Origin of the sequence: Pectinatus haikarae (genome assembly GCF_050916305.1) — a bacterium.
Lineage (GTDB): Bacteria > Bacillota > Negativicutes > Selenomonadales > Selenomonadaceae > Pectinatus > Pectinatus haikarae.
This window is the reverse complement of record NZ_CP116940.1, coordinates 360,046-373,289: the sequence shown is the minus strand read 5'-3', so window position 1 is coordinate 373,289 and position 13,244 is coordinate 360,046. Positions and strand designations below refer to the sequence as shown.

Annotated in this window: 18 protein-coding genes; all 18 read right to left on the bottom strand. The window is 40.3% G+C overall.

Annotated features, from left to right (window positions below; translation table 11 throughout):
* Window positions 1–62: 62 nt before the first annotated feature.
* The 18 genes from NXG61_RS01850 to NXG61_RS01765 all read right to left on the bottom strand — a co-directional run bounded on the left by NXG61_RS01850 (window position 63) and on the right by NXG61_RS01765 (window position 13,240).
* Window positions 63–1,802: a terminase large subunit gene (locus NXG61_RS01850; RefSeq protein ID WP_307224246.1), complete on the bottom strand. Its 1,740-nt coding sequence runs from the start codon at window positions 1,800–1,802 to the stop codon at window positions 63–65.
* Window positions 1,802–2,281: a phage terminase small subunit P27 family gene (locus tag NXG61_RS01845; protein ID WP_307224247.1), complete on the bottom strand. Its 480-nt coding sequence runs from the start codon at window positions 2,279–2,281 to the stop codon at window positions 1,802–1,804. Before NXG61_RS01845 ends, NXG61_RS01850 begins: the two co-directional genes overlap by 1 nt.
* Window positions 2,282–2,372: 91 nt before the next feature.
* Entirely contained in the window at window positions 2,373–2,783 is a 411-nt protein-coding gene (locus NXG61_RS01840) for a hypothetical protein (RefSeq protein WP_307224249.1), read from the bottom strand.
* A 134-nt stretch (window positions 2,784–2,917) separates the two neighbouring features.
* A complete protein-coding gene (locus NXG61_RS01835) occupies window positions 2,918–3,436 on the bottom strand; it encodes a hypothetical protein (protein ID WP_307224251.1) in 519 nt (172 codons plus the stop codon).
* Window positions 3,437–3,579: 143 nt separating this feature from the next.
* A complete protein-coding gene (locus tag NXG61_RS01830) occupies window positions 3,580–4,257 on the bottom strand; it encodes a hypothetical protein (protein WP_307224254.1) in 678 nt (225 codons plus the stop codon).
* Between the two features lie 235 nt (window positions 4,258–4,492).
* Window positions 4,493–4,993, bottom strand: coding sequence for a hypothetical protein (locus tag NXG61_RS01825; RefSeq protein WP_307224256.1), 501 nt, complete (start codon window positions 4,991–4,993; stop codon window positions 4,493–4,495).
* 113 nt (window positions 4,994–5,106) lie between these two features.
* Entirely contained in the window at window positions 5,107–6,066 is a 960-nt protein-coding gene (locus NXG61_RS01820; protein ID WP_307224258.1) for a hypothetical protein, read from the bottom strand.
* Window positions 6,066–6,242 (bottom strand): hypothetical protein, encoded by a 177-nt coding sequence (locus NXG61_RS01815; protein WP_307224260.1) that lies wholly within the window; start codon window positions 6,240–6,242, stop codon window positions 6,066–6,068. Before NXG61_RS01815 ends, NXG61_RS01820 begins: the two co-directional genes overlap by 1 nt.
* The gene (locus tag NXG61_RS01810) at window positions 6,239–6,397 is read right to left on the bottom strand and encodes a hypothetical protein (protein ID WP_307224261.1); all 159 of its coding nucleotides are present in this window, start codon (window positions 6,395–6,397) and stop codon (window positions 6,239–6,241) included. The genes NXG61_RS01815 and NXG61_RS01810 overlap by 4 nt, the downstream gene beginning before the upstream one ends.
* 2 nt (window positions 6,398–6,399) lie before the next feature.
* Complete coding sequence (locus NXG61_RS01805; RefSeq protein ID WP_307224263.1) at window positions 6,400–6,612, bottom strand: hypothetical protein; 213 nt, start codon at window positions 6,610–6,612, stop codon at window positions 6,400–6,402.
* Window positions 6,613–6,622: 10 nt separating this feature from the next.
* The gene (locus NXG61_RS01800; RefSeq protein WP_307224264.1) at window positions 6,623–6,820 is read right to left on the bottom strand and encodes a hypothetical protein; all 198 of its coding nucleotides are present in this window, start codon (window positions 6,818–6,820) and stop codon (window positions 6,623–6,625) included.
* On the bottom strand, window positions 6,813–7,334 hold the full coding sequence (locus NXG61_RS01795) for a hypothetical protein (RefSeq protein WP_307224266.1): 522 nt from the start codon (window positions 7,332–7,334) through the stop codon (window positions 6,813–6,815). The genes NXG61_RS01800 and NXG61_RS01795 overlap by 8 nt, the downstream gene beginning before the upstream one ends.
* Window positions 7,335–7,337: 3 nt before the next feature.
* On the bottom strand, window positions 7,338–8,159 hold the full coding sequence (locus tag NXG61_RS01790; RefSeq protein ID WP_307224267.1) for a DnaA ATPase domain-containing protein: 822 nt from the start codon (window positions 8,157–8,159) through the stop codon (window positions 7,338–7,340).
* A 10-nt stretch (window positions 8,160–8,169) separates the two neighbouring features.
* Entirely contained in the window at window positions 8,170–8,880 is a 711-nt protein-coding gene (locus NXG61_RS01785; protein ID WP_307224270.1) for a DnaD domain protein, read from the bottom strand.
* A gap of 129 nt (window positions 8,881–9,009) precedes the next feature.
* Complete coding sequence (locus NXG61_RS01780; protein ID WP_307224271.1) at window positions 9,010–9,687, bottom strand: putative HNHc nuclease; 678 nt, start codon at window positions 9,685–9,687, stop codon at window positions 9,010–9,012.
* Between the two features lie 4 nt (window positions 9,688–9,691).
* The gene (locus NXG61_RS01775; protein ID WP_307224272.1) at window positions 9,692–10,393 is read right to left on the bottom strand and encodes an MBL fold metallo-hydrolase; all 702 of its coding nucleotides are present in this window, start codon (window positions 10,391–10,393) and stop codon (window positions 9,692–9,694) included.
* Window positions 10,393–11,253 (bottom strand): recombinase RecT, encoded by an 861-nt coding sequence (locus NXG61_RS01770; protein WP_307224273.1) that lies wholly within the window; start codon window positions 11,251–11,253, stop codon window positions 10,393–10,395. The genes NXG61_RS01775 and NXG61_RS01770 overlap by 1 nt, the downstream gene beginning before the upstream one ends.
* A 1-nt stretch (window position 11,254) precedes the next feature.
* Window positions 11,255–13,240, bottom strand: coding sequence for an AAA family ATPase (locus NXG61_RS01765; RefSeq protein ID WP_307224275.1), 1,986 nt, complete (start codon window positions 13,238–13,240; stop codon window positions 11,255–11,257).
* Window positions 13,241–13,244: the final 4 nt, after the last annotated feature.

Below are 13,244 nucleotides of genomic sequence, written 5' to 3'. Positions count from 1 at the left end.
TCTTTAGCCTCCTTTCTTTTAATTTTTTGTTGGTTATATATTCTTACCTCTATACGTGGACACTATTCAATATTTTTTGCCGCCTGCATGGCTTTTTCCCACATATCATAAGCTTCATCGGCTGATATCTGCCCGTCATCCTTATTCATAAAATACAGTTTCCAAGAATCAAGCACGCAGTCAACCGGATCAATGCGGTCTGGCTGCGTCATTTTATCGACTTTTATTTCGCCAAAACTGTTTTTGGTTGTTATGGCGTTGACCATGCTCCATGTTAAAAGCGCATTGTTTTTATTATAGAGCACCATACATGCTTTGACAGACAGCTGAAAGTCCACTGTTGCATCATTTAAACTTCTTGCCGATTGCACGACTTCGGTCAGATCGCAAGGCATGATATCTTCCAGATCAGCAAGAAAAGTATCAGCATTGTGATTGTCATAACCGCAGCCGATGATTTTTAGATTATAATCGGCGATCGCTTGCTTAAGATACTCAATAATCGCTTTATAGTCTGTCTTTATGCCGTACAGTCCGCTGGTCAGGGTAATAAGTCCCTGATTAACCCAAACACGGTACGGTGCGTCATCTGTCTTTTCATGTTCAGCCAGCCGCAGCTCTGGCATAAAGCTATGCGAGAAGATATAGACTTTATCGCCCTCAAGCGGGAACACCAGCGCAATGCTGGTTAAATCACCGCCGGAAGATAGGTCAATGCCAAGATAGCATTCCCGGCCTTTCATATCCTGCAATGTCAGATCGGCTTCGCACATTTTCCATTTATCGAGGTTGAGCAGCGCGCCGCCCGCGTATGTCACCCAGACATTTAGCGATTTGGTCAAAAAATTAACAAGGTCATCGCCTTGTTTTTCTTTTGCATCTATTGCTTTTTCGGCCATGCGGGCCAGCATGTTTTGATTTAGGGTATTATCCGCATGCCACAGATGCAGCGGATTTGCTTTTGCCCAGTTTTTTGAGTCCCATATATCATCATCTTTATCCATTTCGGCAATGAAAATAAACAGGGAATCCTTTTTTATTGCCCCTGCCAACACCTTTTTGCAGAATTGATACTGTTTATAACAGGGACTGTTTAAATCAAATCCTGCCGTTGTTATCGCAATTGTGAGCGCATTGTCAACGGTAATCTGCCCATCAAGCATGAGCTTGTACATCTGATTCGTGGGGTGTGCATGATATTCATCAATTATAGCTAAAATACTACGGAACCCATCCGCACTTTTGGTGTCCCGCCCGATTGCCTTTATGACAGTACCCGTGACTCGGCTTGTAATCGTGCGGTCATGCGTCCTGATTTTATACAACTCTTTTAAATCATCGTCGGACTCTATAAATTTATCTATTTCATCCCAGACAATATTTGCCTGTTCCTGCTTTGTCGCCGTGCAGAATATGCGCCCGAATTGATAACCGGAAAATCCTGCAAAGTCGTTGCCTAGTTCGCCGGCGATAAATGATTTGCCGTTTTGCCGGCCCATCTGCACATATGCTTCACGGAATCTCCGCTCTTTGCTGTGCTTTTTACGCCAGCCAAATAACGCGCCGATTATAAAATCCTGAAAGCCGCGTGTTTTTAGCGGCTTTTTCTCTTCACCTTCGCCGATTGTCAGTGTATTTGCGATATCTATATGTTTTTCTGCAGCTTTTTTGTCAAAGATATATGCCGAATCTTTATTTGCTATGTCGTCAAGATGCCGCCTGCAGGCAAGGTATTCACTGCGCCCAGCTATTTTCCCGCCCGAAACAATCAGCTTTGCATAGGCAGTCGTCCGATCTGTCATCAGGCATCCAGAAATTTGATGAATTTATTTACGGTTTTGTCTTCTTTGACAGGCACGATCAGCTTGAGACGGTCTGTCGTGGCAAGGCCAAGCTTTGTACTGCACTGCATGATCTGTTTGACATAGCGTTCCTGCGCTGACAGGTAAGGTGACACCGTTTCATATTCCCCATAACCATTTTTGCGGTAACCCGTGTCTCCATAGTCATGGATATGCTGCACAAGTTTCATATACCGACTCCAGGCATTGGCATATATTGCAAGGATGGCCAGATCAAGATTATCCAGCAAATCGATCTGTCCAGCCTCGGCAACAACGCGGGTAAATTCGGCTGCGGCATCTTCATCAAGCCAGGCAGGCGGTGAAAGCGCATCGCGCGGCAGTTTTATTTTCTTTTCCTGCTGGCGTCTGGCGCTGCGTTTGTTTTTCCCTATTTTTCCGGTCGATATGTCTACAACTTTTCGCGGTCTTCCCGGCATGCTATCACCCCTTTTTAGAATTTTTCATTTCTGGCATTTTTGCGCGAAAAAAGACCATACGCGGTACTATATTTTCATCTCTGAAACTTTTTCAGGTACCCCCGCCGGCCTTAATGATATCAAAGAGAATCCCTTGTATTTTCTTCTTTGACATTTCTGATTTTTTATAGGCTTCATGTATCTCTGCATGACTTTTATCGCTCAGGTAAATGAGATTGGACTGGTCATAAGCACGGTTCTTATCCTCTGCTATCTCAGTGATGTGATGACTCAGCGTGCCTTTTACAAGTTTATGCTTAACATGCAGCGCGTATAAATCCAGGCCGTTACATTTACGCTTGCAGTCATCTGACAGCAGCTTCCACATCTTGCTGTGGTAGATAGCTGCTGACTCTTTATTGCGGCTGTATCTGTCATATTCCTTATGTCGCTGCTTCTGGCATTCGCATTGTTCATTGATTTTTATTTTTCGCCCACAGCGTCCGCATACCTTTGTCAGCATACTATCTTACCTCCTGATTGAAATTGGGCATTAAAAAACCGCTAAGAAAAGTCAATCAGTTTCTTAGCAGGTTAAAGAAATAAGCGCAAATGCTCAACACCGTTATTTTGGTGTACAGTATCTACGCTTTTATATTAGGTTGCCTCTTCTTTTATTTGCTCCCATGTTCTTTTTAAAATCTGTTGACATCTTTGAGTGAAAGTAGATATATCTTCTTTTATGTCAATAGATTCTAATGAACCAGGTTTATTTAGGTGAGATATCCCATACATTTCATCTGCTTTATCTTCAATAGTATTTTTAAATTTTTTAATATCTGTTACAAAGTCTTCTTCAGAATGCGTGTACATTAAAATAAGTAAATCGAGATTTTGGCATAATAAATCCATAGCTTTGGCCATTTTGAGACTATCACTTTCCTTATTACAGCATTCACTTTTTAATTGATAAGCAGCTTCGGTACACATTGCCATATTCTCTCTTACTTTATTTAACCATTTTACTCTTTCAACGGTTATTATTTCCTTATATTTCATACTCCGATCATTATTACATTTGATAGTAGCCACTAGCCATGCAATTGCTCCAGATAATATTGTTCCTATAATGCTAATTTCTGCTGCAGTTATTGCGGAATTATTTGTATCCAACATAATATCACCCCATCCATAAGATGACATAATTATATCACAAAAGCCGCCCACCTTTCGGCAGCGGCTGTGTGTTACTCTTCACTTTTCTATAGTATAGCATATAAAATGGGGTAGTTATTCTCGGAATAAGGATTATTTTTTATTTATTGTATATGAGAAATGTAGTTTTTATATTTTTCAAAAGCTTTTTTTTCTTGATCATTTAAGTTTACAGGATAGTGATTTAATTTATCCGTTATTTCTTCGGGGCGAATTAAATCTTCTAGCTTTGCATTACCATAATTTCTAGTATGCCTATTAGTTCCTAATTTTCGAAGAGCGTTCTTAACTGCGAAATCATCTACTATCCCAATTAATTCATTATATAAGTAACACCCTAAACTATATTTACACTCATATAGTGTTCTTTTTACATTCGAGTCATTAACCTCAAATTCAGTGATTATTGTTTCTAAGTCACGAATAATATCCTCCCTATCTCTGTCTGGAATACCATCTACTATGCCATGATAAAGAAATGTCTTACTAGTAATGTTTATATAAAGGGCAGCAAGATTTTTTAGCTTTTCAACTGCATTATCTGCATCATCAATGATTTTTTCCACTCTCTTTACTTTAAATCCCAACCCACTTATTTCTGCTATTTTATCAAAATTCAAAAAAGCAACTGCTATAGCTCCGCCGACTATGGATGTTATCATTTCTGTTGATTGATTCTTATATCCAAAATACATTCCTGGGCCCAAAATAATAAAAACATATATGATATTAATGAATATGTGTAAAATATATTCATTAATATTTAGTTTTTTATCTTCCATATAGATTAAGCTCCCTATTTTAATTATACGTTTGAAAATATCTATGCTCACAAAAACCGCACATTCAGATGCGCGGCTATCGTCAAATTTCTATGCTATTAGTATACTACGGATTTCGTAGAAAAAAAGGACAAAAAAGGTATTCTTTTGGTACTAAAAGGGTAAGAAAAAGGTAACGAAAAGGTATCGAAAGGGTAAGGAAAAGGTAAAATCCATACAATCGACTTATCCACAACTACTTGAAAAACACGAAAGACAGCTGTTCAGGGACCGCTTTCGGCCCGAATACAGCTGTTGCCATACTTTGCAGAGCTTCATCATGTTTTCTTCGGCTGGTTTTTATATTGCAGTGCACCTGGCTTGAAATAAACTCCCATGAATCCCTCTCGATCCAGCGTCCTTTCAAGATAATTTGCGACTCATCATCAAGCTGCTGCATTGCCCGATCCACCCTATCCAGATTTGTCCGGATTTCGGTGATATTGAGATTGAGCTCGACAATTTCATGCTGCAGCTTCTCTCTTCGCTCGGTCTCCTGCTCAACCTTGCTTGAGTCGCTGCTCTTAGAACAACCAGCAGTCAGCGAATACTGCGCTGTGATCGGGTGCATGATGGTCTTGAGCATTTCTTCCTTGGCGGCCTTATCAGCCTCAAGGTTCTGCAAATATGTACGCAGCTCGTCATTTCGTGATAAGTAGCGTATTACTGTCTGGATATAATCGTTGTATTTCTTCATGCCCTTTTCCTTCCTGTGATGAGATTTGGCCATACTGAGGTGTCGGCATGGCCCTTTAGTTATTTCTAAACCTATCGAAAGTAATAGGTTTAAACTGGTCGATTTCGACACGGTTACGCCTTATCGATTATCCCTATTCCTTTACATTTATCGCATGTGCATAATGGTTTATTTATCTTTTTCATCAATTCCGTTAACCACAGGTCAACTTTTTCTTTTAGCTCTTTTTCACTGTTAGCAGTCAACCCTTCAATAATTGAGTATCCACTATAATGATTAATATCGTCTGTCATCTCAAATATTGTTGACTCTTTATGTTTAGCTACTCTGAAATGTACTTTTTCTCTTTCTTTTTTAGTTCTGGCAAATATATAGTGATAGCTTAATGTTTCTGGTTCATATAACGGAATTATCTTTTTGACTGTAAAACAAAAATCATAGTCAGAAGTTATTGATGCTTGTTCTTTATCTATATGTTCCCTAACATATTGTCTTGTGATATCATACATCTGCTTAGATGTTAATCGGCACGGGTATTCTGTTAAGAGCACTTGGGGTATCATTATTTCATCTATAAGCTGATGGTGTACATCTGCACTTGTAATATGATAGGGCTTATCCCCAAAATTTATTTCATGGATACCCACAAAATCAAATGGCACTTCATGGAAATTCTCAACTTCTAAAACTGTTTCAATTTCTACATCAACCTTTTGCTGGCTAGTGATAGTATCCTTTTTAAATTCATACAATGAGTCAATCACATCCTCATCGTAATCATTTTTATTTGCACAAAGTATTACTGCTGGTAAACTATCTGTAATATATTTTTTATCTTTTATTTCATATCGCTTATTTATGGTCTCAACGCACTCCACAGTAATGGTTTCAGGGTATTTTTCTATGCGAAACCAATGTTTTGCCCAAGTTTGGGTACACTTTTTATCGTCAAATAGCCAATTTACAAATGCCGAATGGTGATAATTATAATCATAACTATCTTTTTTATTAGTGTACAAATCCGATATAAAACAGCATTTGTCTGTCTTAATTAACATTATTTTATTTTTCATCACTCGCACCTCTCAAATTTAGCCTGTATGAAGCTTTTATATGCTATAGGTAATCTTGGCAGCATTTTTCTTTTAAACTCATCAGATGTCAACTTTCTGCGCATAGCTGCTGCCTGACGATAAGGGTTGCTGTCTATGCTGCGTCCTACGTTTTTTATTGCAAGTCCCTGTTTCATTCATTATTCTCTACTTTCTCTATAACATAAAATTTAAAATCACACTCATCGCATTTACCCGCATCATCACCTGACCATTCATATATTTTTGTGCCACATTTAGGGCAATATCGTGTGTTTTCTTTATCAGAAAGTCCCGCTACAAATACTTCCATATTTACTCTCCTCGTTTAAGTTTGTTTTCCTTTATTTTCTCCAGCACAGCTTCCGGAGTGCGCTGTGGCGTATTCGGCGATGGATCGCATTCGCTTGTCCGGAAGAAATAGCAGTACCGATGCACGGCATGCGGTCCAAGGGTGTATTTATCCTTACAGGCTGCATTACATGAGCGGCACAGACCGTTTTTGGCTGTCTCAGTATGCTTTTTCATATTACAGCTCCTATCTGTATATTTTCCCGGTCTGCCGATCGATCAGTATTATCCTGCCAGCCGTGTCAAAACCGAATTTGTCCAATGCGGCTCGTGCGGCCTTAAGTGCAGCTTTAAGGCGCTTTGTGTCGTCTTTTTCGATCGTTCTGATTGCCTTGTATGCTGTCTCGTCCCGGTAGTGTTCATCGTTGTATTTCAGGCTACACATCGCGTCCTCCGAATAATTCTCCCTGCGCTTTTGCTGCAAGTTGTTTTTTTATAAAAGGATCCAGCTCATCATCAAGGCTGGTTGCGAGCGGGATTATAATAATTTCCGTACGGGGATTGTCTTTATCGATACCGGAGATGCAGCTGCCGTCCCAGTTTTTTATTATCCGGTCATCGCTGAGCAGCCACGGACATACAAGTTGCTTTTTATGGTCTATAACTTTGTACTCGTCGCTCAGAATATCTGCCGTGGCCTGCTCAAGTCCGACCAGATCGGGCCAGTGCGCGGCACTCTCAAGGTAATAATGCACCTGCATCCGGACGGGTCCGGAAAAGTGTGGCAGACGCATTTTATAGCGCAGCAGGTTTATTGCTTCACGGCATTGTTTTTCGTATTTCCTGTATGCCTTACTGGGCAGCAGCGCTGCATGGTCTCTCACGATGGTTGAGCTGTTTTTCTTTGTCGCGGGCTGTCCGTAGAGCGTAAAACCGAATGGGTTCATACTGTTATTCATCGGTCACGCTCCTTTTTCCAGTCTGGCGTTGGCGCCTATGCATTTTAGTCCGTAATCACCAAGCATGGATTTTATCCGGCTGCCTAGTGCTTCGTCAATGTTATTTGTGATATAGGAAAGAGAATATTCGCTCGAAAACAGCGTTGTTTTATGATTTATATACCTGGTATTTATAATGTCAAACATGATCTGCAGATCCTGCTGTTGAATTTTCCCGTCCTTCATAGCAAATTTAAACAGATCGTCTATATATAAATTATTGACGCCGGTCCAGTGTTGTATAGCCTGCGAATACAGCTCAGCATTGCTGTACATGACGGCTTTGATTTTCTGGATTTCGGAGCGGTATGAAAAATAATAATGTTCCTCGCTATAATCACATGTAAGAGCTTGGCAGATTGCTATGCATATGTGTGTTTTTCCGGTACCGCTTGCACCGAAAAAGCCTATTCCCTGCCCTGCGGCACGGTCTTGAATATATCTTTCGGCTATTTTTTTCATAGATGCATGTTCTCTGGTATCAGTTTTAAATTTTGCGAAGCTGTATTTAGCGTATTCAGCAAGGCTTATTCCTGATTTTCTCAGGCGTGCCTCTGTCTGAATCTTAGCCAGGCATTTACACGGAGCCTTGCTGAAATTACCATCTGCATCGAGCACGGTGACATATCCGGTATCTTCGCATTTTTCACATGTATATTGCGTATCAACAGCAGTTTTTACTTTACCTGCTCTTTTCATACGCTCATATGTCTGAACATATGGGTTTATAGTTTCGCCGCCTTTTACAGCAGGCTTGAATTTCATAATCTCACCGATCGACTGCATTTAATCACTCCTAAAAGTCAATATCGTATTTTCGTTTCGGCGTCTCCGGCGGCTTGTCAGGGTAACCTCTGGTATCCCAGTTCCGCAGGATTCCCTCGATGTAGCTTAACGTCCGCTTATTTTGCCCGACAGCGGTTTCTATTGCCTTTATAACAACGTCAGGACCATATTTAACAATACACTCTGTAAGCCTGCCGACTTCTATTGCACCGCTGACAGGATGGATATTATTGCTATAGCAGCCATAAACTTTTTGCCTTTCAGCCGGAACGACTACCACGCTGTTTTCTTCATCTGGTTTATCATCTGTGTTTATATCTGGTTTATTATCTGGTATAGGTCTGCCCATTTGGTCAATTCCATTTTCCTGTTTGGTCAATTCCATTTGACCATTTGGGCAAATGGATTCGCCGTATAAGGAAAATGCTTTTGCCGTTAGTGCGTACCATTTTGTCCTGTCATATGAGCTCTTATTATAATTACCGGTTAGGATATAGCCTTCATCTTCAAGCTGAAATAATATGCGGCGTATTTGCTTTTCTGTCCAAAAGGAAAATAAGTCAGAAAAAGCTTTTAAACTGTTATATGTCCAATAATTACCATCAAAATAGTTAGCATCGTTAGCAACGTTTTTTATGATCCAGAAATGTAAATTATGCAACATGATGGCTTTTTCAATCCCAAGATGGCAGGCTATTTCTTTGTTGAATGAATAATCCATGATTTTTTACCTCAAAAAAATTATTAATTATCGCGCGATGATTAAAGTGTAAATCATTTTAGGTTGTAAAAAATGCCCTTTTTTTACATTTTTTGGCCGCGTCCAAATGTGTCCAAATTTGGACACATTTTACTTTTGGGACAAATTCTTATTACTAAGATTATATTTCCGTCCGATTTCTTCGGTCAGTTTTATCGGTATCAGATGATACTTTACATTGAACTCATATTGCGGCATGTTATGGCATTCTATGTGATGAACGCCACATAATGGCAGCACAAGCATGTTTAAATGGTTAATGGTATTTCTGTTGCGGCCCATGCCCACTCTGTCAACATGGTGCAGCTGTGCAGGTGGTTTGCCGCATACAGCACATACTTTATTCAGCAGACACGCATATACATACTTGCCGATATCCTCACATAATTCTATAAGCGGCTGGCCCACAGGTATATTATTTTCAATTACAAAATTGATCAGAAAGCTTATATATTCACGCGCAGTTGTCACATCACAGTCAGAAAGGGAAAATACTTTGCCGTCAAGATTTTCAGTATCAATCATAAATTTAAGCTTGGTAATTTCTTTTATGACTTCAATAGGCGTATAGCCTGACCACTCGCTGATTTTAGTCAGTAGCACATATGCTTTTTTACGCTGCGCAGGAGTAATTGTTCTGCCATCCGGCAAGCCTATACATACGTCTTTGTACTTTCTCAGACAGGCACGATCAATATTTTGGTAGGGAGCGTTGATTGTTATCGCATCAGGCGTTATATTTGTTATTTTCCCGCTGACTATTTCCATAGGATCACCCCGCAATATAAACCGGTCTGCCGCTTATCTGCTGTATTTCACCTTTGAAACGTTCTGCGTCCGAATTGGCATCGGATAGGTGGCAGAGCCAAATCTCTTTTACCTTTGACAGATCATTAGCCTTTAGAAAATCTTTTACGTTATCAAGGCTGAAATGTGTTTCCTGAATCCTTTTCCTGAGTTTTGCTGGTATAACTCCCTGCATAACATTTTTGTCGATTATGTCACCGACGTAATTGCACTCAACAAGGATATGTGTCAAGCCTTTAAAAGTGAATTTGCTGTATGCAGTATCTGTCATATAAAGCAGCTTATCTTGATTAAGCGATATATAAAATCCAACCGGCTCAGCAGCATCATGAATCGTTTTGAACGCTTTTATTTTTGCACGTCCTACTTCAAAGGTTTTATTTGGTTCTACCTGATAACAAAACGGATTTGTGTTTACGTGTAAGATTTCTGCTGTTCCGTCGCTCATATAGCAGGCTATTCCGTGCCCTAAAAGCTTTGACACTGCTTTTGAGTGGTCTCCATGTTCATGAGTGATCAGGCAACCATCTATGCCAGAAAGCTTGAAATTGCTCTTTTTCTGCAGCTCATTGTAAGGTAATCCTGCATCAAGCAGGAGAGAAGTGCGCCCACCTGTTACCAGATAGGCGTTTCCTTTGCTGCTGCTTCCTAATACCTTAATTTCCATTAGAATGACCTCTTTGGTAGTTCTGCTTCCTGAGGTTGTTCAACGGGTTTAATATTAACATCACTTGCATGTTCAGCTTCCGGCAGTTCTTCCGGTTCATCAAATCCTATTTCTTCCTGATTGGCCTGCATGTCTGTGACAACATGAAGACCGGCCCTTTGAGCTGCGCCTAATCCATCATCAACCTGTCCGTCCTTATCGATCGTCTGCTGAAAATCAACGGACATGATACCGTATTTGCTTATCAGACGTTTAATTACAGTCTTTCGCGCCATAGCATCAAAATTTTGTATCCAAAGTGAATCAGATTTACCTGATTTATAAGACTGCGAATATAATTTTCCGTGCCGGTCTATTTCGTCTACTGTCATATACAGATATTTTTCAAAGCCGTTTATCAGTTTGAAGTAACCTATATATCCAACGATTTCAGCATCTTTTTTAGGTTCACCAAATTCCATGCGGTTAGTAAACCGGTTATATGAGCGTATTTCTCCGTCATACACTTCATTGACGGTTATTGTCGAATACTGACCGGTGCGCATGGCAAGCTGGATATAGCCTTTATAGCCTATCTGGAAGGTTGCTTTATGTTTGAAAGGAATAATATAAGCAAAGCCAAGACTTGCATTTATCGGCAACTTTAATGTGGCCGCCGTCATGGCAGCGGATAATATGGAGATCGCCGGGCATTCCTGCAGGCTGGTGCTTGAATTTACAAGGCTCACCAGTGAACTTACAAATGCTGAAGAATTTTCACCTAATGTTTTTTCAAAACGGGCCTGCACGTCTTTTCTGTCAAAAAAGCTTGAGATTGATTCAAGAGCCTGTTGCTGTTTCTTTTCTATTGCAGTTTGCATATTAAGCAATCTCCTTTCTGGTTTCATCCTTAACGACTACACGGAGCTTTTTGTCCGGTTCGCTGACTATAAGGCGTATGATCTGGGCGTCAATATCTGTATTTAACTTTGTGATGCTTTCTGCGTTATCAATAAAGATAGGCGGATAGAAGTTATAGTGAGCGTCTAATGTGCGAATGATGTCAAGCCCTATGTTATACTGCATGGCATTATTGAGTGCCTTATACGGCTTGCCATCGTGCATCGGTTCGCAGCATTCGGATATGCCGCCGTTGATCTGGTCGGTAAACATCTTGAACTGCGTGAGCTTGAATTTGCTTGATACTTTATCTTCGAGCAGCTTAACGCGTGTTTTCGTGAATTCTTCAGTAAGGAACAGCTGTCTGGAAAGCTCCTCAAATCTTTGAGCGTAATCTTTTTGCTGCTTGGTAAGTTCTGCAATACGCTCCTGCGTACGTTCAGATGTTCTGATCACGGCAAGCTTATTTTCAAGATTGTCAATTTCAGTCTGCTTTGCTGCAGCGTTTTCTTTTAGTCCTGTTATATTGACTTCTGCCGCTGTTTCGACATCGGTAATCTGCTGCAGATATTTTAATTTTCTCGCTTCCAGGGCATCGATTGCCGGAGAAGAATCAATCTTATTGTCGAGCATGGCCCGATATTCTTTACGTTTATCTTCCATGATCTGTCTGATGTCGGCAGCTGTTTTTCCAAGCTCTGCGGCTTTATTTTCATTAACAATAATGTCCGCACGATCTTTATCTAAATTTGCTTTGAGCTGCTTGCCCTGTGCGTTCATGTCCTCTAAGCGTTTTGCTTTTTTAATGTTGTAGTCTGTACGCGCCTTGTCTTCTTTTTCTCTGGCCAAATTGATTTGGTCGGCTGGCAGCTTCTGGCCGCACAGTGCGCAGGTATCATCAATCGGTGTATCCGGATACTTTTCCGCGGCTTCAGTATCGAATTTATCCGCAAGTGCTTTCAGGTCGTTTTCAATATTGGCTATTTCTTCCTCATTTGCGAGCTTTCTGGAATCAGCAAGAGATTGTTCTTGTCTGATACTGGACTCCTGCAGCTGCTGTTCGCTGATTTCTTTTGACAGTGCGGTGATCCGGTCAGTGATATCTTTGTTCAGATCGTTCTTACGCGTCAGAATTGCTGTGTCAACCTCAGCAATGGCTTTTTTGAGATTAATAACCGTGCTACCATTTTTAGCAAGCAGGATTTCTTCTTTTGTCGTATTGAGCTCTTTTCTTACGCAGCCGAGAGCAGCTTCAAGTTTTAATTTGCTCTCGGACGGCTCAACATCGATATTGTTTTTTAATTCCGCTATTTTCGCAGGAATAATTTTCAATTCATCGTTGATTTTCTTCTTTTCGGCGTTGATGGTTGCCTTAAAATCCTCAAGACTTTTATTGGCAAACAGGTTTTCAAGCTCTTTTATGTCAGGATTTGCGGCAAATATATCTGCACTTTCAACATCACCGCAGATTTTAAGGACTAATTCCCTGCGGGCTTTCCAATCAATGTTTTCTGAGAAATGATGAACGTTTGTCAGTAATTTGAAGATGTCTTCAGAAATGAATGTTTCTTTGATATAAGCATTGAATTTATTTGTAGGTTTTGGCGTTCCGTCAATGAAATATTTAGTTTCATTACCGGTGTTTTCCTTAACGGCTGATCCGCGTTTCTGTGTCCATTTTTCAGTCAGAACTTTTTTTAAGGTCACTATTTCATTATTATCCAGGCGAAATGTTGCTTCGACGGCATATTCAAGATTGTGTCGCGGCTGACCGTATGCATCAAGCGGTTTTATTTCAAATACAGTTTCATTCAGGCTGTTCTTGTTAAACAGCAGCCACCAGATCGCATCAGCCACCGTTGTTTTGCCGGTACCGTTGTCTCCATATATATCTGTGTCGACCCCTTCAAAATTGATGTCGAGTGGAACACCTTTAAAGTTTTCTGTATGCAATGTTAATATTTCCATTTTC